Origin of the sequence: Methylobacterium sp. J-078 (assembly GCF_022829285.1) — a bacterium.
Taxonomy (GTDB): domain Bacteria; phylum Pseudomonadota; class Alphaproteobacteria; order Rhizobiales; family Beijerinckiaceae; genus Methylobacterium.
The window spans coordinates 86,416-109,155 of record NZ_JAKSYI010000038.1 but is presented as its reverse complement, the minus strand read 5'-3'; the positions used below and the strand labels follow the sequence as shown (position 1 = coordinate 109,155).

The 22,740-nt window shown below is 72.3% G+C and carries 24 protein-coding genes; 12 read left to right on the top strand and 12 right to left on the bottom strand.

What is annotated here, in order from left to right:
• Positions 1–24: 24 nt before the first annotated feature.
• The 3 genes from argH (at position 25) to MKK58_RS03725 (ending at position 2,636) form a co-directional block, all read left to right on the top strand.
• Positions 25–1,410 (top strand): argininosuccinate lyase, encoded by a 1,386-nt coding sequence (gene argH, locus MKK58_RS03735; protein ID WP_243910820.1) that lies wholly within the window; start codon positions 25–27, stop codon positions 1,408–1,410.
• 98 nt (positions 1,411–1,508) lie between these two features.
• Entirely contained in the window at positions 1,509–1,835 is a 327-nt protein-coding gene (locus MKK58_RS03730; RefSeq protein WP_243910819.1) for a hypothetical protein, read from the top strand.
• 162 nt (positions 1,836–1,997) lie between these two features.
• Positions 1,998–2,636 (top strand): invasion associated locus b family protein, encoded by a 639-nt coding sequence (locus tag MKK58_RS03725; RefSeq protein ID WP_243910818.1) that lies wholly within the window; start codon positions 1,998–2,000, stop codon positions 2,634–2,636.
• 6 nt (positions 2,637–2,642) lie between these two features.
• On the opposite strand, the gene MKK58_RS03720 is transcribed toward MKK58_RS03725, so the two are convergent.
• The 3 genes from MKK58_RS03720 to MKK58_RS03710 form a co-directional block, all read right to left on the bottom strand.
• On the bottom strand, positions 2,643–3,599 hold the full coding sequence (locus MKK58_RS03720) for an ABC transporter ATP-binding protein (protein ID WP_243910817.1): 957 nt from the start codon (positions 3,597–3,599) through the stop codon (positions 2,643–2,645).
• A gap of 34 nt (positions 3,600–3,633) precedes the next feature.
• Positions 3,634–3,912, bottom strand: a complete 279-nt coding sequence (locus MKK58_RS03715) for a hypothetical protein (RefSeq protein WP_243910816.1) — start codon at positions 3,910–3,912, stop codon at positions 3,634–3,636.
• Between the two features lie 212 nt (positions 3,913–4,124).
• Positions 4,125–4,445, bottom strand: a complete 321-nt coding sequence (locus MKK58_RS03710; protein ID WP_243910815.1) for a PetM family of cytochrome b6f complex subunit 7 — start codon at positions 4,443–4,445, stop codon at positions 4,125–4,127.
• A 216-nt stretch (positions 4,446–4,661) separates the two neighbouring features.
• Between MKK58_RS03710 and MKK58_RS03705 the strand changes: the two genes are divergently transcribed.
• Both MKK58_RS03705 and MKK58_RS03700 read left to right on the top strand, forming a co-directional pair.
• Positions 4,662–5,378, top strand: a complete 717-nt coding sequence (locus MKK58_RS03705; protein WP_243910814.1) for an HAD family hydrolase — start codon at positions 4,662–4,664, stop codon at positions 5,376–5,378.
• A gap of 407 nt (positions 5,379–5,785) precedes the next feature.
• Positions 5,786–6,103 (top strand): hypothetical protein, encoded by a 318-nt coding sequence (locus MKK58_RS03700; protein ID WP_243910813.1) that lies wholly within the window; start codon positions 5,786–5,788, stop codon positions 6,101–6,103.
• 158 nt (positions 6,104–6,261) lie between these two features.
• Here MKK58_RS03700 and MKK58_RS03695 read toward each other — a convergent pair whose 3' ends face one another.
• The 7 genes from MKK58_RS03695 to MKK58_RS03665 all read right to left on the bottom strand — a co-directional run bounded on the left by MKK58_RS03695 (position 6,262) and on the right by MKK58_RS03665 (position 10,694).
• Complete coding sequence (locus MKK58_RS03695; RefSeq protein WP_243910812.1) at positions 6,262–6,945, bottom strand: TenA family protein; 684 nt, start codon at positions 6,943–6,945, stop codon at positions 6,262–6,264.
• On the bottom strand, positions 6,942–7,832 hold the full coding sequence (locus MKK58_RS03690) for an aldose 1-epimerase family protein (RefSeq protein ID WP_243910811.1): 891 nt from the start codon (positions 7,830–7,832) through the stop codon (positions 6,942–6,944). Before MKK58_RS03690 ends, MKK58_RS03695 begins: the two co-directional genes overlap by 4 nt.
• A gap of 53 nt (positions 7,833–7,885) precedes the next feature.
• On the bottom strand, positions 7,886–8,986 hold the full coding sequence (gene mepA, locus MKK58_RS03685) for a penicillin-insensitive murein endopeptidase (protein WP_243910810.1): 1,101 nt from the start codon (positions 8,984–8,986) through the stop codon (positions 7,886–7,888).
• Positions 8,940–9,485, bottom strand: coding sequence for a hypothetical protein (locus tag MKK58_RS03680; RefSeq protein WP_243910809.1), 546 nt, complete (start codon positions 9,483–9,485; stop codon positions 8,940–8,942). Before MKK58_RS03680 ends, mepA begins: the two co-directional genes overlap by 47 nt.
• 5 nt (positions 9,486–9,490) lie before the next feature.
• Positions 9,491–9,700 (bottom strand): molybdopterin-binding protein, encoded by a 210-nt coding sequence (locus MKK58_RS03675; protein WP_055948660.1) that lies wholly within the window; start codon positions 9,698–9,700, stop codon positions 9,491–9,493.
• A gap of 129 nt (positions 9,701–9,829) precedes the next feature.
• On the bottom strand, positions 9,830–10,150 hold the full coding sequence (locus tag MKK58_RS03670; RefSeq protein WP_243910808.1) for a DUF2293 domain-containing protein: 321 nt from the start codon (positions 10,148–10,150) through the stop codon (positions 9,830–9,832).
• Positions 10,151–10,193: 43 nt separating this feature from the next.
• Entirely contained in the window at positions 10,194–10,694 is a 501-nt protein-coding gene (locus tag MKK58_RS03665) for a TIGR00645 family protein (protein WP_243910807.1), read from the bottom strand.
• A gap of 292 nt (positions 10,695–10,986) precedes the next feature.
• Between MKK58_RS03665 and MKK58_RS03660 the strand changes: the two genes are divergently transcribed.
• From MKK58_RS03660 to MKK58_RS03630, 7 genes are all read left to right on the top strand, one after another.
• Positions 10,987–12,081: an HD-GYP domain-containing protein gene (locus tag MKK58_RS03660; protein WP_243910806.1), complete on the top strand. Its 1,095-nt coding sequence runs from the start codon at positions 10,987–10,989 to the stop codon at positions 12,079–12,081.
• A gap of 321 nt (positions 12,082–12,402) precedes the next feature.
• Positions 12,403–12,999, top strand: a complete 597-nt coding sequence (msuE, locus tag MKK58_RS03655; RefSeq protein WP_243910805.1) for an FMN reductase — start codon at positions 12,403–12,405, stop codon at positions 12,997–12,999.
• 13 nt (positions 13,000–13,012) lie between these two features.
• On the top strand, positions 13,013–13,978 hold the full coding sequence (locus MKK58_RS03650) for an aliphatic sulfonate ABC transporter substrate-binding protein (RefSeq protein ID WP_243910804.1): 966 nt from the start codon (positions 13,013–13,015) through the stop codon (positions 13,976–13,978).
• Positions 13,979–13,983: 5 nt separating this feature from the next.
• Positions 13,984–14,766 (top strand): aliphatic sulfonate ABC transporter permease SsuC, encoded by a 783-nt coding sequence (ssuC, locus tag MKK58_RS03645; RefSeq protein WP_243910803.1) that lies wholly within the window; start codon positions 13,984–13,986, stop codon positions 14,764–14,766.
• Positions 14,767–14,867: 101 nt separating this feature from the next.
• On the top strand, positions 14,868–15,713 hold the full coding sequence (locus MKK58_RS03640) for an ATP-binding cassette domain-containing protein (RefSeq protein WP_243910802.1): 846 nt from the start codon (positions 14,868–14,870) through the stop codon (positions 15,711–15,713).
• 34 nt (positions 15,714–15,747) lie between these two features.
• Positions 15,748–16,911 carry an FMNH2-dependent alkanesulfonate monooxygenase gene (ssuD, locus tag MKK58_RS03635; RefSeq protein ID WP_243910801.1) on the top strand — a complete coding sequence of 388 codons (1,164 nt, stop codon included), beginning with the start codon at positions 15,748–15,750 and terminating at the stop codon, positions 16,909–16,911.
• A gap of 255 nt (positions 16,912–17,166) precedes the next feature.
• Positions 17,167–18,147, top strand: coding sequence for a sulfonate ABC transporter substrate-binding protein (locus tag MKK58_RS03630; RefSeq protein ID WP_243910800.1), 981 nt, complete (start codon positions 17,167–17,169; stop codon positions 18,145–18,147).
• 9 nt (positions 18,148–18,156) lie between these two features.
• On the opposite strand, the gene MKK58_RS03625 is transcribed toward MKK58_RS03630, so the two are convergent.
• Together MKK58_RS03625 and MKK58_RS03620 are read right to left on the bottom strand one after the other, a co-directional pair.
• A complete protein-coding gene (locus MKK58_RS03625) occupies positions 18,157–19,383 on the bottom strand; it encodes an oxalate decarboxylase family bicupin (RefSeq protein WP_243910799.1) in 1,227 nt (408 codons plus the stop codon).
• 112 nt (positions 19,384–19,495) lie between these two features.
• Positions 19,496–22,738, bottom strand: coding sequence for a helicase-related protein (locus tag MKK58_RS03620; protein ID WP_243910854.1), 3,243 nt, complete (start codon positions 22,736–22,738; stop codon positions 19,496–19,498).
• Between the last annotated feature and the right edge of the window lie 2 nt (positions 22,739–22,740).

Here is a 22,740-nt window from a genome sequence, read left to right as displayed (position 1 = left end):
AGGGCGGGAAGGGTCATTGAGAGCATGAGCAACCGGATGTGGGGCGGGCGCTTCGCGAGCGGCCCCGCCGAGATCATGGAGGAGATCAACGCCTCCATCGGGTTCGACAAGCGCCTCGCGCCCCAGGACATCCGCGGCTCGCTGGCGCATGTGGCGATGCTGGGCGAGGCCGGCATCCTGCCATCCGCCGATGTGGCCGCGATCCAGGACGGTCTCAAGGCCGTGCGCGACGAAATCGAGTCGGGCGGCTTCGTGTTCCGCCGCGAGCTCGAGGACATCCACATGTCGGTCGAGAGCCGGCTGACTGAGATCGTCGGCCCGGCGGCCGGGCGCCTGCACACCGCGCGCTCGCGCAACGACCAGGTCGCCACTGACATGAAGCTCTGGGTGCGCGACACCCTGGACAGCCTGGACGCCCAGGCCGCCGATCTCCAGCGGGCGCTGGCCGAGAAGGCGCTGGCGCACGCGGCCACGGTGATGCCGGGCTTCACCCACCTGCAATCGGCCCAGCCCGTCACCTTCGGGCACCATTGCCTCGCCTACGTGGAGATGCTGGCCCGCGACCGTGGCCGCTTCCGCGACGCCCGCGCGCGCCTCAACGAGTGTCCTCTGGGAGCCGCGGCGCTGGCCGGCACCTCCTTCCCCATCGACCGGCACGCCACCGCCGCCGCGCTCGGCTTCGACCGCCCCACCGCGAATTCCCTCGATTCGGTGGCCGACCGCGACTTCGCCCTCGAATCCCTCGCCGCCGCCTCGATCTGTGCGGTTCACCTCTCGCGCTTCGCCGAGGAGCTCGTGGTCTGGACCTCGGCGCAGTTCAACTTCGTCAGGCTGTCGGACGGCTACACCACCGGCTCGTCGATCATGCCCCAGAAGCGAAACCCGGACGCCGCCGAACTGGTGCGGGCGAAGTCCGGCCGCGTCATCGGCGCGCTCACGGGCCTGCTCATCGTGATGAAGGGCCTGCCGCTCGCCTATTCGAAGGACATGCAGGAGGACAAGGAGGGCACCTTCGACGCCCTCCAGGCCCTCTCCCTGTGTCTGGCCGCCATGACCGGCATGGTGCGCGACCTCGAACCCAACGCGCCCGTCCTGGCGCGGGCCGCCGGCTCCGGCTACGCCACGGCCACCGATCTCGCCGACTGGCTGGTGCGCGAGCTCGGTCTGCCGTTCCGCGAGGCCCACCACGTCACCGGCCGCCTCGTCGGCGTGGCCTCCGCCCGCGATGTCGGGCTGGAGGCGCTCTCGCTGGCCGAGATGCAGGAGGCCGAGCCGCGCATCACGCAAGCCGTCTACGCGGTCCTCGGCGTCGAGAACTCGGTGTCGAGCCGCACCAGCTACGGCGGCACGGCCCCCGACAATGTGCGCGCGCAGGCGAGCCGCTGGCTCGGCACCCTCGGGACCGCCTGACCCGGCCGGCCTGAAGAACCACGCACCGGGCAGGTGCGTTCACGGCTCAGCTATGTGATGCTGTGTAGGACCTGCCCCGAGCCCTTCGGAGATCTCCCATGCCCGCCGACAGCTGGATCGCGCCCGACGACGTCCCCGCCCTCGCGGCCGAAGCCATTCAGCGGATCGACGCGGCCCTCGGCCGCCTGACCGACACCGACCGGGACGCCTTCTGGGCCTCGGTGCGCAAGTGCTACAACACGCCCTACAACGATCCGGAGCCGCGTCCGCTGCCACGCATCCCGGAGGTCGAGAAGACGGCCCCCGAGCAGGCGCTGCCGGCGGGTGCGCCCGGGGCGGACGGGAGCCTCGGAACCGTCCTGGCCGCCGCGCTCGCGGCCATCCCGATGCCGGCGGGCTTCGCGGGCGAGGCCCACGCCGTCTGAGGCGCGGTCGTTCGCAGGCCTCCGCATGAAACCGGCGCGCGCGGGCGCCGCAATTTCGGACGCAATTTCGGACGAATGTCAGGGTCTCTCGGCCCGGCGGCGTCCTTCCAAGGGTCCTTCATGATTCCTGTTCTGTGGCGCGGTCTCCGGTTCGGAGCCGCCATGATCGTCCTGACCGCCGTGGCGCCCTTCGTGCCGCTGCCCCATACCCTCGGCGCGACGCCGGCTCTCGCTCAAGAGGCCGCCCCGGAGGAACCGGAGGCCCCGGGCAAGAAGCGCCGACGCGGGCGCGAGAAGAAGGCGCCGGTGACGGCCCCCGGCATGCAGCAGGCGACGCCGGTGGCGATCTTCGGCGACTGGAACGTCTTCGCCAACGGCCAGGGCAAGACCCGCGTCTGCTACGCCATCGCCCAGCCCCAGACGCGCTCCCCGAAGACCCTGAAGCGCGACACGGCCTACCTGTTCGTCACCGTGCGCAAGGCCGAGAACGTGGCCAACGAGGTCGCGGTGATGCTGGGCTTCCCCGCCAAGCCGGCGAGCAGCCAGGCCAAGGCCAATGCGGGCCCCGCCGCCACCGACCCGGCCCTCAACCTCGGCGCGACCCGCTACGGCCTCGTGACGAAGGACAACAACGCCTGGCTCCAGAACCCGGCCGAGGAGACCCGCGTGGTCACCGAGATGACCCGGACCCCGAAGCTCCAGGTCAAGACCACCTCGCTGCGCGGCAACCCCACCAGCGACGAGTACGCCCTGGCGGGCTTCGGCGAGGCGATGAAGCGCGCCCGCGAGGAGTGCAAGTAGGCCGCCCTACGCCGGATCCGCCGCGTCGCCCGCCCGTGCCGCCTCGGCGCGGATCGCCGCGAGGGTGAGATGGACCGGCGGGCCGTCGCCGGTGAGGTTCAGCCCGTCGGCGCCGGTGGCGAGGAGGAGGGACAGCGCCTCCCGCAGCGAGGCCGACGCCGCGATCGCGGGGGCGCCCGGCACGGCGCCGGGGCTGCCCAGGGTGCCGGCGGCCATCAGCGCGAGCCGGCGCAGGGCGCGGTCCTGGCCCACGAACCCGGCCGCGAAGGCGTCCGCCGGGGCGGCGAGCAGGCGCTCCGGCGCATCGGCCTGGACGATGCGGCCCGCGCGCATGAGCACGACGCGGTCGCCCATCCGCATGGCCTCGTCGATGTCGTGGGTGACGATCAGCACGGTCTTGCGCAAGCGACGCAGGATGGCGCGGATCTCGCCCTGGAGCCGGTCGCGGGCGAGGGGGTCCACCGCGCCGAAGGGCTCGTCCATGAGGAGGACCGGCGGATCGGCGGCGAGCGCCCGGGCCACGCCCACGCGCTGGCGCTGGCCGCCGGAGAGTTCGTGCGGGCGGCGTGCCCGATACTCGGCCGGATCGAGGCCCACGAGGTCGAGCATCGCGTCGACGCGTTCGGCGATCCGCGCCCGCTTCCAGCCCAGCAGGCCCGGCACGGTGGCGACGTTCTCGGCGACGCTGCGATGGGGGAACAGGCCGACGCCCTGGAGCACGTAGCCGATGCGCCGGCGCAAGGCGACGGGGTCACCCCGCGTCACGTCCTCGCCCGCCACCAGGACCCGGCCCGCATCCGGCTCCACCAGCCGGTTCACCATGCGCAGGGTGGTGGACTTGCCGCAGCCGGAGGGGCCGATCAGGGCGCAGACGCTGCCTTCCTCCACGGCGAGGTCGACATCGTCGACGGCGGGGCGCTCGGCGCCCGGAAAGCGCTTGCTCACCCCCTCCAGGCGGATCACGGCGCGGTCCGGCCTCGCCTCAGCAGCCCTCGCCTCAGCAGCCCTTGCAGATCGAGCCCATGGTGGTGCGCATCTTGGTGTCCCAGGCCTTGTCGCGGGCGGCCGCCGCGCGCTGGGCCTTGGCCATGTCGGCCTCCGTGGAGGCGCGGGTGTAGGGGGCCTTCGTTCCACCGCCGCCGCTCGGCGGCTTCGTGACGCCGGTCGCGGTGATGTTGCGCGGGGCAGGGCCCGGCGCTCCGGAATTCGGCTGCGCCAGGGACGGGGCGGCGCCGAGCAGGAGGATCAGGGCGCAGACGGCGGCGATGCGGGACATGAGGAGGACAATCCCTGACAGGTTTCGAAGGTCGCGTATGGGGCGGGCGCGTCGCCGCGGCCCGCTCTTCTGCCTTGTCTACGACCGACAACGGTAAACAATTAAGGCGCCTCGGCCATTGTCCGCGACGCGCGAAGGTCCGGCGGGGTGCCAAACGGCACGCGCGAACGCGGATCGTCTCGCCGGATTGCTCGGGACGGCCCGACGTCGTCTCAGGGGCCGCTGAGGAAACCGATGCGCTCGCGGGCCGGCTGGCCGATCCAGAGCAGGACGGCGCCGATCACGAGGCCGAGCAGGGCGGCGGGCGCCAGGGTCAGGGGCAGCACGAGGATCTGCCAGAGCCAAGGGGCCACCCCCTCCACCGTGCCCTGCAGGGCGCTCGCCCGGTCCTTGAACAGGGTGAAGGCGAGGTCGCTGACGCTGGTGACGCGCAGGCCGTTATTCGCGATGGAGCGGGCGCCGTCGTAGACGAGGCAGACGAAGCCGCCCGCGAGGAAGACGAGGCCGAGGAAGCGGCTGAGGAAACGGACCATCGCACCCGATCGCACCCGCCGGCATCCGCGCCGGCCGTTGAGGCTGAGTAGGAGGGCGGGCCGACGGGCGCAAGCCACCGCTGCCCGGGCGGTTGTTCAAGCGGTCGTCCAAGCGCTGGCACCGCGGTTTGCGCCGGATGGCGAGCGCGCCATATGCGGGCACGGGGCCGCGCGGCGCGCGGGGCCCGGCCGCAACCCGAGACCCGACCCAGACCCATGCCCGACGCCTCGACGCTCCTCGATCCGCTGCCCGCGCCCGGCGAGACCGCACCGCCCCTCGGGCTGGTGATCTTCGATTGCGACGGGGTGCTCGTCGACAGCGAGCCGATCAGCCTGGCGCGGCTCACGGCCGGCCTCAACCGCATCGGCGTGCCCATCGACGTCGAGACCGTGCGGGCGCGCTTCGCCGGAACCTCGATGGCCTCCATCATGGAGCACATCGCGCGCGATTACGGGATCGGGACGCCGGACGGCTTCGTCGAGGCGGTGAAGGTGGATACCCTGCGCGCCTTCGACGCGGAGCTGCGCGCCGTCGCGGGCGTCGCCGAGGCGGTGGCCGCCCTCGGCCTGCCCTCCTGCGTGGCCTCCAGCAGCGATCCCGTCCGCCTGCGCCATTCGCTGGGCCTGACCGGGCTGCTGCCGCTGTTCGAGGGGCGGATCTTCTCCTCCACCATGGTGGCGCGGGGCAAGCCGGCGCCGGACCTGTTCCTCCATGCCGCCGCCACGATGGGCGTGGCGCCCGACGCCTGCCTCGTCATCGAGGACAGCGTGCCCGGCGTCACGGCGGCCCGCGCCGCCGGCATGCGCGTCGTCGGCTTCAGCGGCGGCGGCCACTGGAAGCACGACCCGGCCGCCGCCGACCTGACGCGGGCCGGGGCGGCCCGGATTTTTTGCGATTACCGCGACCTTGCGGCCGTGCTCGCGGCCGCCTGAGGGGTTCGCGAAGGAAGCATCCCCGCCAGGACCAGAGCGGGGCCGTTTCTGCCACGGACTGTGCTGCATTCGGAAGATCGATCCGTTGACGAAACGCAGCGGAATGAGCATTTTGAAGACGTTCGGCGACGCCCAAGCGTGTCGCCGGGCCGCGGTGATTTGAAGTGTGTAGCTTGCGCCGCGTCATCAAACGCTAAAGCACCGCGATGCGTGCGCGCCTCGTGGTCCTTCTCGGAAAGGATGACTTGCCGTGACTGTCTGCAACGCAATCCTCCGGCAGGGCGATACCTCGCTCCTCCGGTCCTCGGCTTCCCGGTCCCAACGCGGCTGCTGTCGACGCTGACCTCTCCGTCGCGTCCCACCGTTCGTTGTCCGCCGGCCTTGCGCCGGCCACCGGAGTCCTTGTCATGTCCCATCTTCAGATCGAGGCCGAGCGGGCGCTGAATCGCCTGCACGCGGCCCCCGGCTTCGCGGATCACCGGGCGGAGCGCGCCCGCAACCGCCTGCATGTCGAGCCCGCGCCGACCCGGATCATCGAGATCGGCGAGATCGCCGCCGGCATCGCCGTGCCGGAGCCCGGCGGCGTGCGCTTCTTCTCGTCGAACCGCGACTTCGACCCCCTCGACGGCGCGGTCTTCCGCAGCGTCGAGCAGGCGGCGCGCGCGGCGCGCGACCGCTTCCGCAATCGGATCGGCGCGCGGGAGAGCCGCCTCCAGGCCGTGTGATCGCTGCGGCGCGCTGGCCGCTCGTATCAGACCAAATCCGTTTGATCCCTTCCGGCGATCCCTGTCGGATTGCCGGAAGGGATGGCGGATTTGGGCTTTGCTCAGGCGCCGCGCGGGCTTGCTGATACGTCGTCCGCTTTGATCAAGCGGATGACGTATCAGACCAGCCAGCGCGCCTCGCGGTAGGCCCCGTCCCAGAACAGGTATTCGAGGCGGGTGGCCTGCGCGTAGGCATGGTGCATCCGCGCTCGGACATCCGGCGAGGCGCCTGCGGCCGCCTCGTCGGTGGCGGCGATCATCTCGGCCACCGCCCGGGCGAAGTCCTCGCCCGCGTAGGTGTCGATCCAGGCGCGGTACGGGTTGTCGGCCCGCGCGCGGGAGAAGATATCCCGGCCGATCTCGGCATAGATCCAGAAACAGGGCAGCAGCGCGCCGAGCACCACCTCGTAGGGCTCCGCATAGGCGGTGGCGAGGAGGTAGGAGACGTAGTGGTCGCACGGGGGCGAGAGCGGCGTGCCCGCGAAGGCCGCGGCGTCGATGCCGTAATCGCGGAAGAAGCCGCCGTGGAGCGAGCGCTCCACCACGATGGCGGTCTCGGCCGCCCGGGCGAACTGCACCATCCGGTCGGGGTTCGGCGCCTTGGCGGCGGCCAGCGCCAGGGCGCGTCCGAAGCCCACGAGGTAGTGCGCGTCCTGCACGATGTAGTGGACGAAGCGCGCCCGGGTCAGGGTGCCGGCGGCGAGCTCGGCGTTGAACGGCATGGTGCGGATCGCCTCGTAGGCCTCCGCGTTGCGCGCCCAGGCCTGTGCTGAAAAGGCTTGGGACGAAACGGTGTCGGTCATGCCCGGCTTTCCCGCTCGAAGGACAGGGTGACGCCGTGGCGGGCACGACCGCCCGGTGCCAGCAGGCGCTGCGAATCCCGGCCCGTGAGGTCGCCTTCGAAGCCGGCCCAGTCGGCGTGCCCGGTCCAGCATTCCAGCGAGAGGAACGGGGCCGTCGGCTTGGTCCAGACCGCCAGATGGGGGAAGTCCGAGACCGCGAGGCGGATCGCCGTGCCGTCGGGGCCGGTGAAGCGCATCCAGCCGCTCGCCGCGTCCCGGAAGACGAGGGCCTCGGTGAAGAGCGCCGGATCGAGGGGCAGGGTGTCGCCCTGGAGGGGGATCGGCCGCTCGTCGCGCAGGAGGACGCCGCCCGCGCCGACTTCCGGCACGAAGGGGCGCTCCGGGTGCTCGAAGCGGACCGCGTAGCCGCCCCCGGCGGCGCGGGTGCCCCCGGCGAAGGGCCAGGGGAAGGCCGGGTGGAAGCCGAGCCCGTAGGGCAGGGGCACCGTGTCGGTGTTCTCGATCCAGATCTCGAAATCGAGGAGCCCGGGCCCGACCCGCGCGACGATGTCGAGGCGGAAGGCATAAGGGTAGTGCGCCCGGGTCTCCGCGCTGTCGGTGAGGCGCAGGCTCACGCTGTCGTCGGACCGCTCGATCACCGTGAAGGGCAGGTCGCGGGCAAAGCCGTGCTGCGGCATGGGGTAGGCCTGGTCCCCCACATGGACCGTGCCGCCGCTGGAGGCGCCGACCACCGGGAAGAGCCATGGCGCGTGCCGGTTCCAGTGCGCCGGGTCGCCGCTCCAGAGATACGCGCGGCCCCCGACCTGCCAGGAGACGGGCTCGGCCCCGTCGGCGTCGATGACCGCCTGCGTGCCGTCGCCGGCCGTGATCGTGATCCGTTCGCCCATCTCGCGTCCTGTCGTCCGGCTGGCCGTCCCTCGCGGGCCGGCGGAAGAGGTCCTCAGCGCGCCTTCAGCACCGCCCGGCAGGCGGGGGGAAGCGCCGCCATGGTCATCGGCGGCTTCGGGCGCGGCGGCTTGGTCGCGGGCTTCGGGTTCATGATCGCGTCGCTGAACCAGTAGGCCAGCTCCTCGCCGCAGCCGTCGCCGGAGGGCGGCGGGGCCTGGTCGCCGCACTGGTCCTGGCCCGCCGGGCAGGCGAGGCGGATATGGTAGTGGTAGTTGTGCCCGTACATCGGCCGCACCTTGGAGAGCCAGGCGCGGTCGCCGCCGGCCTCGCGGCACAGGGCCTTCTTGATCGCCGGGTTGACGAAGATGCGCGCCACCTCGCGCTCCTGCGCCGTCATGCGGATCAGCTTGAGGTGCTCCGGCGTCCAGACCTGCGGGTCGATGTCGAGGCGGTCGGGCCGGACCACGTTGGTGGCGGAGGTCTCCTCGCGCTCGACCCGGCTCATGCGGTGGTCGGGCATCGGGGTCAGCCAGATGTCGGCGTCGAGGCCGAGCTGGTGCGAGGCGTGTCCGGTAAGCATCGGGCCGCCGCGGGGCTGCGACATGTCGCCGACGAGGAGGCCGTTCCAGCCGATGCGGGGCGCCTTGGCGGCCAGACGCTCCAGGAACTCCACCAGCGGCGGGGTGCCCCACATCCGGTTGCGCGACAGGCGCATCACCTGCCAGTTCGGGCCGTCGACGGCCAGGGCCTCGCCTCCCGAGAAGCAGCCCTTGGCATAGGACCCGTAGGCATGGGCGGGGCCCGGCGCCGGGGTGAGGGCGCGGCCGAACAGGGCCTTGGCGGGCGTGTCCGGCGCGTCCGGGTTGGCGAGCGGCGGCAGGGGCTTCGGGTTGACGCTGCCCCGGTCCTGGGCTGCGGCCGGCAGGCCGAGGCAGGAGCCGAGGAGCGCGAGCGTCGCGAGGCGAAGGCGAAGGGTCAGCGGAGGGCTCCCGGGATCGCGTCCCCGCCGGGCGGGGCGCCGAGGATCTTCTGTGGGCGAGGGATCGAGGTCTCGGGGCCACGCTAGTCCATCGGGGATCGCCCCGTCGAGGGTCCGCGGCGTCGCCCTACTCCACCGGCGCCACGGCGATCCGGATCGTGTCGACGGCCGCATCGCTCACCAGGAGGGTGATCGGCGCGGTGCCGAGCTGGAACCGCACGCTTTTCGCGAGCATCGGGCAGCCGGGCCGCATCGTGCTCGCGGTCGGGGGCCGGGTGGTCCGGTCGTCCTGGCTCACATCGATCCAGGCCCGGTCCGACAGGGTGACCTGGTAGGCGCCGGGGGCGAGCGGCGCCGCGAGGTGCAGCACGCCGCCACGGGCACCGGGCCTGGGCTCCCGCGAGGGCGCGAAGGGCGGGGCGACCGCGTCCTGCGGCTTCAGGACGAGGATGGCGGCCGGCATCGCGGCCGCCAGGGTGCCGCCGGATTCGACCCGCGGCAGGCTGGAGGCCGAGAACCAGGCCTGCTCGCGCAGGAGCGACCAGTCGAACTGCGTGCAGGCCGCCGGGTCCGCGGCCGGCAAACCGCCGGAGGGCCGCTCCTGGGCTCCCGCGAGGGGAGCCGCACAGGTGGCCGACAGGGCGAGGAACGCGGTCGCGGCGAGCCGGCGCATCGCCCTCAATCCACCGCGACCAGCACGTCGGAGGACTTGACCACGGCGTAGGCCTCTCCGCCCACGGTCAGCTTAAGGCTGTCGACGGATTCGTTGGTGATCGAGGCGGTGACCAGCTGGCCGCCGGCGATCTCGATCTTCACATGGGCCGTGGTGGCCCCCTTCTCCACCGAGACGACCTTGCCCTTGAGGACGTTGCGCGCGCTGATCTTCATGACGATGGATTCCCTTGCGTTGGGCCGGCCCGGATGGGGGTCGACGCGGCGGGACGATGCCGTCCGGACCGGCGCGGTGCAAGCCGTCCGGATGCAACCCAGCACCGGCGCCCGCGAGACCGTGATCCCTCACGGCGCCGCGTCGTCCTCCGGCGCGCTCTCCTCCGAGACCCGGCGGCGCGAGCCCCATTCGGCGAGGGCGTCGTTGAGGTCGTCGAGGACGAAGTGGCGGGCGCTGTCGCGGTCGTAGCCCTCCGCCAGCAGGTCGTCGTACTCGGTGAAGACGTGGCGGGCATAGGCCACGAGGGCGAGCCAGGCCGCGTTGTCCGGCCGCGCGTTGCGCAGGCCGGGGCTCGCCAGGGCCCGGTCGGTCACCGCCTCGCTCTCGAATTCGGGCAGGCGCGGGGCGAGTTGCGCCAGCGCCGCCGCGACCGCCTCCCGCCGGTTCATCGCATGTCTCCCATCGCCCGGGTCGCTTCGGCTTTCTTCGGGGTCAGCGGTCGTGGTGCCCCGCGATCAGGCGGTCGGTGAGCGCCATCAGGAGGCCCGAGACCACGAAGACCATATGGATGCCCACCAGCCAGGCCAGATCCCGGTCGCTCATGGCCTTCACGTCCATGAAGGCCTTCAGGAGCGAGATCGCCGAGATGGCGACGATGGACGAGACGAGCTTCAGCTTGAGGCCGGTGAAGTCGATCGTCCCCATCCAGGCCGGCCAGTCCTTGTGGTCGGCATGGTCGATCTTGGAGACGAAGTTCTCGTAACCGGAGAACATCACGATGATGAGCAGCGAGGCGGTCAGCGAGAGGTCCACCATGGTCAGCACGCCGAGCACGACCTGCGATTCGGTGGCATCCCACATGTGGGGCACGAAGTGGGCGAGTTCCTGCAGCAGCTTGACCAGCAGCACCAGGATGCCGATGGCCAGGGCTCCATAGAATGGCGCCAGGAGCCAGCGGCTCGCGAACAGGGCCTGCTCGAAAAGACGTTCCATGCCTGAAAGATCCTCCGCCAGGGTCTCGCCCCGGGTGCCCGGGCGACGACCGTCACGCGCGACGCGGGGCATGTCGCATGCGGGGACCGGGCCGGGCAAGGCATACGCGGACGGCGCGTGGGGGAGAGGCGCGTCGGGTGACGCCGGCGGCGGCGAGCCTCGCGTGTGGCCCGCCGTCGGCATCCGATGAATTCGGGATGATTTATCGTGAAGCGTTCGCTAAAGATTTTCTGTCAAATGTTGGTGGTCGGGCGAGAGGCCTGACCACGCGCCTGTTTGACCGGATCCGCCCGTGACCCAGACCAACACGGTTCTCATCGTCTCGGACCGGCCGCAACTCGCGGCCCTGCTCGCCCGCGCCGTCGAGAACGTGGTCGCCTGCCGCTGCATCGAGCCCGGCGCGTCGCTGCCCGCCGCTCTGCCGGCCGTCGCCGTGGTGGACGTCAGCCGGAACGCCACCCTGGCGCGCGCCTGGGTGGCGCGGCTGCACGCCTCCCGCATCGCGACCCTGCAGCTCACCAACCAGGCCGCCGCCATCGGCCGCACGGTCTCGGCCACCCGGACGCTGCGGGCCGACGCCCCCCGGACGGTCGTGCTCGCCACCCTGTTCAACCTCATCGATTCGCGCCGGACAGGGGAGCGCCCGGTCCCGGGGGAGCCGTCGGTCCCGAGCGCCGCGACGGCGGCGCGGGCCGAGAGCCTGGCGCGGGTCGCCGACGCCATGGTTACCCGCGTCTTCGAGGCCGCCGGAGCGGGCCGCGCCCTGACCCCGGCCGAGACCGATGCCGGGACGGAGGTCATCCTCGAGGCGGTCTCGGAATGCGGAATCCGGACCTGGTTGGAGGCCATCGAGCGCCATGACCAGCAACTCTATCAGCATTCCCTCAGTGTCGCCGGCTACGCGGCCGCGTTCGGAACCGGCCTCGGCCTTCCCCGCGCCGACCGGATGCGCCTGGCCCGGGCGGCCCTGCTGCACGACCTCGGCAAGGCCCGGATTCCCCTGGAGATCCTGAACAAGCCGGGCCGGCTCACCCCGGCCGAGATGGCGGTGATGCAGACCCACCCGGCCATCGGCGCCGACCTCCTGCGCGACCAGGAGGGATTCGATGCGCAGACCCTTCAGGTGGTGCGCCACCACCACGAGATGCTCGACGGCTCGGGCTATCCCGACGGGCTCGCGGGCGCGGCGATCCCCGACCTCGTACGACTCGTCACGATCTGCGACATCCACTCGGCGCTCACCGAGCGGCGGCCCTACCGCGACCCGCTCCCGCACCGGGAGGCCCACGCCCTGATGCTGGACATGGTCCCCCGGCTCGACGCCGACCTCCTGCGCGCCTTCGAGCGCCTCGTGCTGCAGGCCATCCCCGACGCCGCGGTGGCGTGAGAGCGGCCGGGCCCGCCGGACCGGAAATCCGGGCCGGATGTCGAAATCCCGGCAGGATAATGCCCCTCGAAAGCGATTCTCTCCCAGGCTCGCGATATCCGGAGCGTTTCTCTCCGGGGCCGGATGCTTTCAAAAGAACGTTTCATTGATTCTCGCGTCCGTAGCGGGCACGTTTTCCTCAGAACGGCATCACGAAAAGCCTCGTGAGCCGAGCCCTTCGACTGAGCCAAGATCTTGGAAAACGCCGATGTGGACCAGCGCTCGTCTTGAGCGATGGCACGCTCGCGTCCCGAGGTCTTGTCGCCGAGCGAGAGTCCTTTCATGTCGCTGCCCCGCATCGTCGGCTTCACCGCCAACCTCCAACGCCCGTCCAAGACCCGGGCGCTCGCCGAATCCCTCGCCGAAGCGGTCGGCGCGCACCTGCGGGCCGACATCCGCCTGTTCGACATGCTGGATGCCGGCACCGGCCTCGGCGCCGCCTGGTCGCGGGACCTGCTGCCGCTGCCGGCCCGCCGCATCGTCGAGGCCATCGAGGGCGCCGACGCGCTGATCGTGGGCTCCCCGGTCTACAAGGGCGCCTACACGGGCCTGTTCAAGCACCTGTTCGATTTCGTCGACCCGGCGGCCCTGGTGGGCAAGCCCGTGATCCTGTCGGCCACCGGCGGCGGCCCGCGCCACGCCCTCGTGGTCGAGCATTCCCTCCGGCCCCTCTTCGGGTTCTTCAGCGCCCACACCATCCCCAGCGCGGTCTACGGCTCGGACGCGGATTTTCGCGACGGCGTCCTCGTCGATCCGGGCGTGAAGGCCCGCATCGCCGATGCCGCGGGTCAGCTCGCGGAACTCCTCGGGGGCCGGGCCGCCCGCAGCGCCTTGCCGGAGGCCGGTGCGCCGGTCTCGACGTTCGCCAGCGCCGGCTGAGGCGCGCCCGGCGATGCTCTCCCGACGCAACCTCCTCGCGGGTGCCCTGGCGGCGGCCTTGCCCGGCCAGGCCATCCAGCCGGCCCGCGCCGAGGGCGGCACCTTCCGGATCGGCTATCAGAAGAACGGCATCCTCGTCGTCGCCAAGCAGCAGGGCGCGATCGAGCAGGCGCTGAAGCCCCTCGGCGTCTCCGTGCGCTGGACCGAGTTCTCGTTCGGCCCCCCGGTCCTCGAGGCCCTCGGGGTCGGCGCCATCGATTTCGGCCAGACCGGCGCGCCGCCCCCGGTCTTCGCCCAGGCCGCCGGCAACACCCTCCTGTACGTCGCGGCCCAGGATGCGGGCGGCTCGGGCGAGGCGATCCTGGTGCCGCCGGGCTCGCCCCTGACGACGCTCGCCGATCTCAAGGGCCGACGCGTCGCCTTCGCCAAGGGGTCGAGCGCGCATTACCTCGTCGTCCGCGCCCTGGAGAAGGCCGGGCTGGCCTATGCCGACATCGAGCCCGTGACCTTGGCGCCCGCGGATGCGGCCGCCGCCTTCGCGCGGGGCGCCGTCGACGCCTGGGCGATCTGGGACCCGTACTTCGCCATCGCCGAGCGCCAGCCCGGCATCCGCATCCTGGCCAGCGCCGCCGAGATCGAGAAGCCCACCAACTTCTTCCTCGGCAACCGGGACTTCACGCAAGCCAACGCCGCCGTGGTTCAGGCGGTGGTCTCCGCCCTCGGTGACGTCGCGGTCTGGTGCGAGGCGCACCGCCCGGAGGTCGCCGCCCTGCTGTCGAAGGGCACCGGCGTGCCCCTCGACGCGACCCGGCGCGCCGTCGACCGCAGCGTCTACGTCATCGCCCCGCTCAGCGAGACGGTCGTCGCCGGCCAGCAGCGCGTGGCCGACCGCTTCCAGGCGCTGGGCCTGATCGCCAATCCCATCCGCGTCCGCGATGCCGTGTGGACGCCGCCGGCTCCTCCGGCGAGCAAGGGCTGAACCCCATGACGACCTCCTTCAGCACCCGTACCCTGGAGCGCCTGACGCCCTGGCTCGTGCCCGCCGCGATCCTCCTCGGCTGGCAGGTCGCCGCCTCCACCGGCCTCGTCTCCACCCGCTTCATGCCGGCCCCCTCGGGGGTCATCGCGGCCGGCTGGCAGGCGGCCCGGAGCGGCGAACTCTGGACCAACCTCTCGATCAGCTTCGCCCGGGCGGCCGTCGGCTTCCTCATCGGCGGCGGCATCGGTTTCGCGCTCGGCCTCGCCAACGGCCTGTCGCGGCTCTCAGAGCGGCTCACCGACACCACGCTGCAGATGATCCGCAACATCCCGCACCTGTCGCTGATCCCCCTGGTGATCCTGTGGTTCGGCATCGACGAGGAGGCCAAGCTCTTCCTCGTGGCCATCGGGGTGTTCTTCCCCGTCTACGCCAACACCCTGCACGGCATCCGCTCGGTGGACCCGCAACTCGTCGAGATGGGCCGGGTCTACGGCATGTCGCCCACCACCCTGTTCCTGCGCGTGGTCCTGCCCGGCGCGCTGCCCTCGATCTTCGTGGGTCTGCGCTACGCGCTCGGCATCATGTGGCTGACGCTCATCGTCGCCGAGACGATCTCGGCCTCCTCCGGCCTCGGCTACATGGCGATGCAGGCCCGCGAGTTCATGCTGGTGGACGTCGTGGTGCTGGCGATCGTGATCTATGCCGGCCTCGGCAAGGCCGCCGACGCGGTGACCCGGCTGCTGGAGCGCCGGTTCCTGGCCTGGAACCCGGCCTACCGGAACGCGTGACGCGGCGGCGGCTCTCCTCCCCCTTGCGGGGAGGGCGCGCCCGAACCTCGACGCCCCGCGGCTTCTTTCCCAAACCCATCTCCCCTTCGACGGTCCGCCCCATGCTCGCCACCGCCTTCCGCGTCCCCGAGGACAGCCAGATCCGAGACCCGAAACCCCGCGGGGTCGCCGCCCCGAAGGCGCCGGCCCGGACTGCGCCCGCGCCGTCAGCCACCGGCATCGGCGTCACGATCCGCGACCTGCGGAAGGATTTCGACGGCCACACGGTGATCGAGGGCCTCGACCTCCACATCCCGGCCGGGCAGTTCGTGGCCGTGGTCGGGCGCTCGGGCTGCGGCAAGAGCACCCTGCTGCGCCTGATCCTCGGCCTGGAGCAGCCGAGCGCCGGCCGGATCGCCCTCGAATCGCAGGGTCCGCGCACGCCCCCGAAGCGCATCATGTTCCAGGAGCCGCGCCTGCTGCCCTGGGCCCGCGTCGTCGACAACGTGGCGGTGGGCCTCGGCGAGGGCGGCCGCAAGGCGGAGCGCCGCGCCAAGGCCCAGGCGGCGCTGGCCGAGGTCGGACTCTCCGAGAAATCCGGCAACTGGCCCGCGACCCTCTCGGGCGGCCAGCGCCAGCGGGTGGCGCTCGCCCGCGCCCTCGTCAGCCGACCGGGGCTGCTCGCCCTCGACGAGCCGCTGGGCGCCCTCGACGCGCTCACCCGCATCGACATGCAGGCGATGATCGAGCGGATCTGGCGGGCGCAGGGGTTCACCGCGATCCTCGTCACCCACGACGTCGCCGAGGCCGTGGCGATGGCCGACCGCATCCTCGTGGTGGAGGCCGGCCGCATCGCCCTCGACGTCGCGGTGGACGTGCCCCGGCCCCGCCGCCGGGGTGACGCCGACCTCGCGGCCCTCGAAGGCCGCATCCTCGACCACCTGTTGTCCGAGCGCGCGCCGGCCTGAGTGCCGCCGCCTCCAACCCCGTGAGAGTTTTCCCATGACCGGACAGACCGACGTTCTCTGGTTCCTCCCCACCCACGGCGACGGCCGCTACCTCGGCGCCCAGGAAGGCGCCCGCGACGTCTCGATCGCGTATCTGCGCCAGATCGCCCAGGCCGCCGACGAGCTCGGCTATTACGGCGTGCTCCTGCCTACCGGCCGCTCCTGCGAGGATTCCTGGGTGGTGGCCTCGGCGCTGGCGCCGCTCACGAAGCGCCTGCGCTTCCTCGTGGCTGTGCGCCCCGGCCTCCAGGAGCCGTCCATGGCCGCCCGCATGGCCGCGACCCTCGACCGGGTCTCGGACGGGCGCCTGCTCATCAACGTCGTCACGGGCGGCGACCCCGTCGAGCTGCGCGGCGACGGCGTGTTCCTCGACCACGACGAGCGGTATGTCGTCACCGACGAGTTCCTGCACATCTGGCGCGGGCTGATGTCGGGCGAGACGGTCAGCTACGAAGGCAAGCACCTCAAGGTGGAAGAGGGCCGGGTGATCTTCCAGCCCGTGCAGAAGCCCTATCCGCCGCTCTATTTCGGCGGCTCGTCGCCGGCCGGCATCGAGGTCGCGGCCGAGCATTGCGAGGTCTACCTGACCTGGGGCGAGCCCCCGGCCGGCGTCGCGGAGAAGATCGCCAAGGCCCGGGAGGCCGCCGACCGCAAGGGCAAGACCTTCTCCTACGGCATCCGCCTGCATGTCATCGTGCGCGAGACGGAAGGGGAGGCTTGGGCGGCGGCCGAGAACCTGATCTCGCGCCTCGACGACGAGACCATCGCCAAGGCCCAGGCCACCCTGAAGCGCCAGGATTCCGTAGGCCAGAGCCGCATGATGGCCCTGCACGGGGGCGACCGCACCAAGCTCGAGGTCTCGCCGAACCTCTGGGCGGGTGTGGGCCTCGTGCGCGGCGGCGCCGGCACCGCCCTGGTCGGCTCGGCAACCCAAGTGGCCGACCGGATGAAGGAGTACATCGATCTGGGCATCGACCGCTTCATCCTCTCGGGCTACCCGCACCTGGAGGAGGCCTACCGCTTCGCCGAGCTGATCTTCCCCAAGCTTCCCTTGCGCGCCACCACCGGCGTCGCGCCGAGCAACGCCCGCAACAACGGCCCGTTCGGCGAGGTCATCGCCAACGACATCGTGCCGAGCCGCCGCATCGCGGCGCATTGAGGAAAACACCGCTCGCTGTCGTCAAGCATCCCCTCGCCCCACTTGCGGGGAGAGGGCCGCGATGACCTTGCCGTCATCGCGGCGAGGCGGCAGCCGAAGGTGAGGGGGCGACGTCGAAGGAGCCTCATCCGGTTTCGCCCCCTCACCCTCGCTCCGCTCGTCACAGGCACGACGGGGTGCCCGTGACCCTCTTCCCACACGCGGGGAGAGGGGAATCCCCTTCCGCCGACCGTTCGTTACCCAGAAAGAGCCCCCATGCCCGCCGCCACCCGCGCCCTGGCGCTCCGCCCCGCCGGCACCCGCCGCGCCTGGATCCTCCTCACGGCCCTGGCGCTGCTGACCCTCGGCGTCCTGCACGCCCGCGCGGACGAGCGGGTGATCCGGATCGGCTACCAGAAATACGGCACCCTGGTCCTCCTCAAGGGCAAGGGCCTGCTTGAGCAGCGCCTGAAGCCGCTCGGCTACCGCGTGACCTGGGCCGAGTTCCCCTCGGGGCCGCCCCTGATGGAGGCGCTGAACGCCGGGGCCGTCGATCTCGGCTCGGCCGGTGAAGCGCCCCCGATCTTCGCCCAGGCCGCCAACCCGGACCTGCTCTATGTCGGCCACGAGCCGGCAGCCCCCAAGGGCGAGGCGATCCTGGTGGCCAAGGACAGCCCGATCCGGACGGTCGCGGACCTGCGCGGCAAGAAGATCGCCCTGAACAAGGGCTCGAATGTCCACTACTTCCTGGTTCGCGCCCTCGAACAGGCGGGCGTGCCCTACGAGGCGGTGACCCCGACCTTCCTCGCACCCGCCGACGGGGCCGCCGCCTTCGCGCGGGGTGCCGTCGACGCCTGGGCGATCTGGGACCCCTACCTGGCGTCCGGCGAGCGCAGCACCGGCGGGCGCATCCTCGCCGACGGCACTGATCTCGTGCCGAACCGCCAGTTCTACCTCTCGACCCGCGCCTTCGCCGCCGCCCACGGCCCGGCCCTCGACGCGACGCTCGCCGCCATCGGCGAGATCGACGCCTGGGCCAAGGAGAACACCGACGCGGTGGCGGCCGAGCTCGCCCCTTCGGTGGGCATCCCGGCGCCGATCCTCACCGTGGCCCTGCGCCGCCTCACCTACGGGGTCACGCCGCTAAACGCCGAGACCACCGCCGACCAGCAGCGCGTCGCCGACACCTTCCACCGCCTCGGTCTGTTGCCCAAGCCCCTCGATGTCGCCTCGGCGGTGCGCAAGCCCGGAAGCTGAGGGACGGGCTCAGCCCGGCAGAACCGGCGCTTTCACCCCCGGCAGGCGGTCGAGGTCGGCCGGGCTCAGGTGGGTGTGCGCCGTCACCAGGGCGTGCGGGGTGAGGGCGAGCCACTGGCGCAGGGAGATGTCGGCGTAGCTCGGGCTGCGGAACATTTCCAGGAAGGTCAGCGGCGTCGTGCCGGTGTTCTCGATGTAGTGGCCCATGGCGAAGGGCACGTAGCCGACGTCGCCGGCCTGGTAGTCGAAGGTGCGGGCCTTCGATTCCGAGCCGAACACCGTCATGCGGCCCTGGCCCGCGATGTAGAACTGCCACTCGTCGCCGTTCGGGTGCCAGTGCAACTCGCGCAGGCCCCCGGGCTCCAGTTCCACCAGGGCGGCCGCGATGGTCTTCGAGGCCTTGAACACCGAGGAATCGGTGATGCGCACGGTCCCGCCCGGCAGGCTCAGCGGCGCCTGGGCCAGCATCCGGTGACTGAAGGGCTCCGGCACCGGGCCGGCGCCGCCCATCCGGTCCGCCGCGAGGGGGCCGGGCGTGGGTCCGGGGAAGATGTAGAGTTCCTTCTCCGGCACACCCGCGAAGGCGCTCTCCGGCAGACCGAAGTTCTTGGCCAGGATGTCCCTCGGCGTATGCGCCAGCCAGTCGGTCAGGAGGAAGGTGGAATCCTCCGAGAACCCACCGTCGTCGAAGACCAAGAGGAACTCGCAGCCGTCGATCCCGTCGGCCGACAGACCCTGGATGGAATGCGGGATGCCGGAGGGGAAGTACCAGAGGTCGCCCTCGCCGACGTCGTCCGCGAAGGTCCGGCCCTGCGCGTCCACCGCGGTGATCCGGGCCCGGCCCTTCAGCATGTAGGCCCACTCGGCCTCCTTGTGCCAGTGCATCTCGCGCACCACGCCGGCGCCGAGCCGCATGTTCACCCCTGCCATGGCCTTTGAGACGGGCAGTTCCCGGACCGTCGTCTGCCGGGCCCAGCCGCCCTCCTCGAGGCGCATGTGACTGTCGGCGAAGGACCATTTCAGGTTCGGCATCGTGCCGTGGTCGGTCCGGGGCGGGCGCAGGGTGAAGGGGGCCTGCGCCTCCCGCGCCGGGTTGCGCGGGCCGAGGATCGAGGCGCCGTCCTTGCCCCGGATCGGGCTCTGCGGCGCGGGCTGACCTTGTGCCCCGGCCAGGGTGAGGAGCGATCCCCCGGCGGCGGTGGCGGCGAGGAGGCTTCGGCGGGACAGGTCCGTCATGGGCATCGGGTCTCGTGTGGGGTCCGGGGACGCCCCTGGGCGCCCCGTCGCCCTTCCTCAATCGACCCCATGGACCGCCGTTCCGTGCCTCACGGCCTCGTGCGGACCTCCGTCACGCCGCCGCCTCGACGGGGGCCGCCGGGCGCTCGCTCTGTGCCCCCAGGCGCTCCAGGAAGGCGGCGGCGAGGCGCCCGCGCGTCGCCGGGTCGTCGCTGCCCTGGCGCAGCAGCACCCGGTTGTCCTTGCGCACGATGTGAGCGTGGGCCGGAACGTGCAGGGGCGGCGCGTTCGGCCGCAGGTCGGCGGCCAGCCCCTGCGGCCCGCCGCTGAGGCGGTGGATGCCGAGCGCCAGGCAGCCGACCCGGAGCCGGGCGAGGGCGATCAACTCCTCGAAGGGCGCAGGCGGCGGGCCGAAGCGGTCCACCACCTCGCTGCGCAGGGCCTCGACCTCCTCCGGGTTCGTGAGGCGCAGGGTGCGGGTGTAGAGGCTGAGCCGCACCTCCGGCTCGGGCACGTAGTCGGCCGGCACGGCGCCGCAGAGGCCGAGGCGGATCTCCGGGTTCCAGTCCTCGGCCGGCTCGCCCTTGGCGGCGCGCAGCGCCAGGTGGAGCAGGTGCTGGTAGAGCCCCAGGCCGATGAGCTTGACGTGCCCGGCCTGGTTCTCGCCGACGAGGTCGCCGGCGCCGCGCAGATCGAGGTCCCGGGCGCTGATGGCGAAGCCCGCGCCGAGGCGGTCGAGGGCCTCCAGCGTCCGCAGGCGCTTCTCGGTGGCGGGCGTCAGCGGCCGGTCCGGCCGGCTGAGGAGGTAGACCACGCCGCGGCGCTGGCCGCGCCCGACCCGGCCGCGCAGCTGGTGCAACTGCGACAGGCCGAAGCGCTCGGCGTCCCAGACCAGCATGGTGTTGGCGCGCGGCACGTCGAGCCCGCTCTCGATGATGCTGGTGGCGAGCAGCACGTCGCCCTCGCCATCGGCGAAGCGCACCATCACGTCGTCCATCTCGGCGGCCTTCATCTCGCCGTGGGCCACCATGGTGCGCAGGTCCGGAACCAGCGTGGCGAGGCGCGCCGCCATGGGGGCGATGTCCTCGATGCGCGGGCAGACGACGAAGCTCTGGCCGCCGCGCCGGTGCTCGCGCGTGAGGGCGTCGCGCATCGCCTCGTCCTCGAAGGGCGCGATCACGGTGCGGATGGGCTGGCGCACGGCGGGGGGCGTGGCGATGACGCTGAGGCTCTGGAGCCCGACCAGCGCGCTCTGGAGGGTGCGGGGGATCGGGGTCGCGGTGAGCGTGAGCACGTGCCCGTCGCCGGCCGCGTCGCGCAGGCCCTGCTTGATCCGGGCGCCGAAGCGCTGCTCCTCGTCGATGACCATCAGGCCGAGATCGGCGAAGGACACGCCCTTGGCCGCGAGACAGTGGGTGCCCACCACGAGGCGGATGGACCCGTCCGCCAGACCCGCCTTCACCCGCTTGGCCTCGGCCGGAGACACGAGGCGCGACAGGTGCGCGACCTCAATACCGAAGCGGGCGAAGCGCCGGGTGAAGGTCTGCACGTGCTGGCGCGCCAGCACGGTGGTGGGGGCGACGATCGCCACCTGCTTGCCGGCGAACACGGCCGCCGCGGCGGCGCGCAGGGCCACCTCGGTCTTGCCGAAGCCGACATCGCCGCAGACGAGGCAGTCCATCGGCCGGCCCGAGGCGAGGTCGGCCATGACGCCGGTGACGGCGCTCGCCTGGTCGGCGGTGAGCGCGAAGCCGAAGCCGGCGGCGAAGCGCTCCATCTCGCGCTCCCGCGGCACCAGAACTGGCGCCCGGATCGCCCGGCGCTTCTCGGCATCCGCCAGCATCACCCGGGCGGCCCGGGCCATGCAGGCCTCCGCCTCCAGGCGGCGGCGCCCCCAACTTCCGCCCTCGAGCTTGTCGAGGGTCACGGCCTCGACCTCGGAGCCGTAGCGCCAGATCCGGTCGGCCTGAGAGACCGGCACCATCAGGATGCCGTCGCCGGCAAAGCGCAGGCGCAGGGCGTCCTCGCTGCCCCCGTCCCCGGTCCCGACCGATTCCAGCCCCTCGAACACGCAGAGCCCGTTGTCGCGGTCGACGGCGACGTCGCCGATGCGCAGTTCGACCTCGCCGATGGGCAGGATGGCGCTGGGGCCCCCGGCCGCCACGGTGGCGGCGCGCGCCCCGAAGAGGTCTGCAGCGGCGATCACCGCCACGCCCCTGTCCGGCACGCGGAAACCCGCCTCGATCGGGGCTTCCAGGCTGAGGAGCGCCCCGGGTTTCGCCGAGACGGCCTCCGCCCAGGCCCGGATAGCCCGGACCTTGCGCCCCAGGGCGCGCTCGGCGATGCGCGCGAGCCGGGCCAGCGGCTCGGCGGGCCCCGTGAGGAGGATGCGGTCGCCCGCTTTCAGGCGCTCGCGCAGGGTCTCGGCCAGCGCCGTGTTCGGCCGGGCTTTCCGCACGAAGGACGGCATGGCGAGGTCGTCGGCTCCGTCCGCATGGGCCCCGGCGATGCGGCGCGCGTCGCGTTGGGCCGCCCAGTCCTCGGAGCTGAGGTAGAGGCCGCCGTCGTCGGCCCCGCCACGCCGTGACCGGGCCGCGGCCTCGCGGCCTTCCGCGATCTGCTCGAAGAAGGCCTGCGCCCGCTCCTCCGCCCCGTCCTCGACCACGAGGCGCGCGTCGGGCACCTGATCGAGCACGGTGTCGAGGGACGGGTAGAATCGGGCGAGGGCGTGCTCCTGGCCCGTGAAGGGTTCGAGCCGGCTCTCCGAACCGTCCGGCAGCAGGATCTCGGTGGCTGGGTCGATGACGAGCACGTCGACATCGGCCAGGGAGCGCTGCGAGACCGGATCGTAGGAGCGGATCGCGGTGACACGGGCCCCGTCGTACTCGATGCGGCAGGGCCGGTCGGCGGCGGCCGGGAAGACGTCCACGGTCCGGCCCCAGACCGCCACCTCGCCGGGTTCGTCGACCCGGTCGTCGAGGATGTAGCCGAGGCGCTGCAGGAAGGCGGAGACGGCCGAGGGATCGAGGGGGTCGCCGACCCGGACCTCCAGCCGCGCGTCGGCCCAGGTCCCAGCCGGGGGCACCCGCTGGATCAGGGCCGGGGCGGTGGTGAGCACGATGTCGGGCAGGGAGGCCGTGTCCGTCAGCCAGCGCAGAACGCCGGCGCGCGCGCCCATCACCCCCCGCGAGGGCGATGCGCGGTCGTAGGGCAGGCAGTCCCATTCCGGGTAGATCGCCACCTTGCGCTCGGGCGAGAGCGCCCGCAGGATTTGGGCGATGACGTCGAGGCGATGGCCCTCGCGGGCCATGTGGACCAGGGGTTTTCCGCATTCCCTCAGCCCCAGGAGGGCCACCG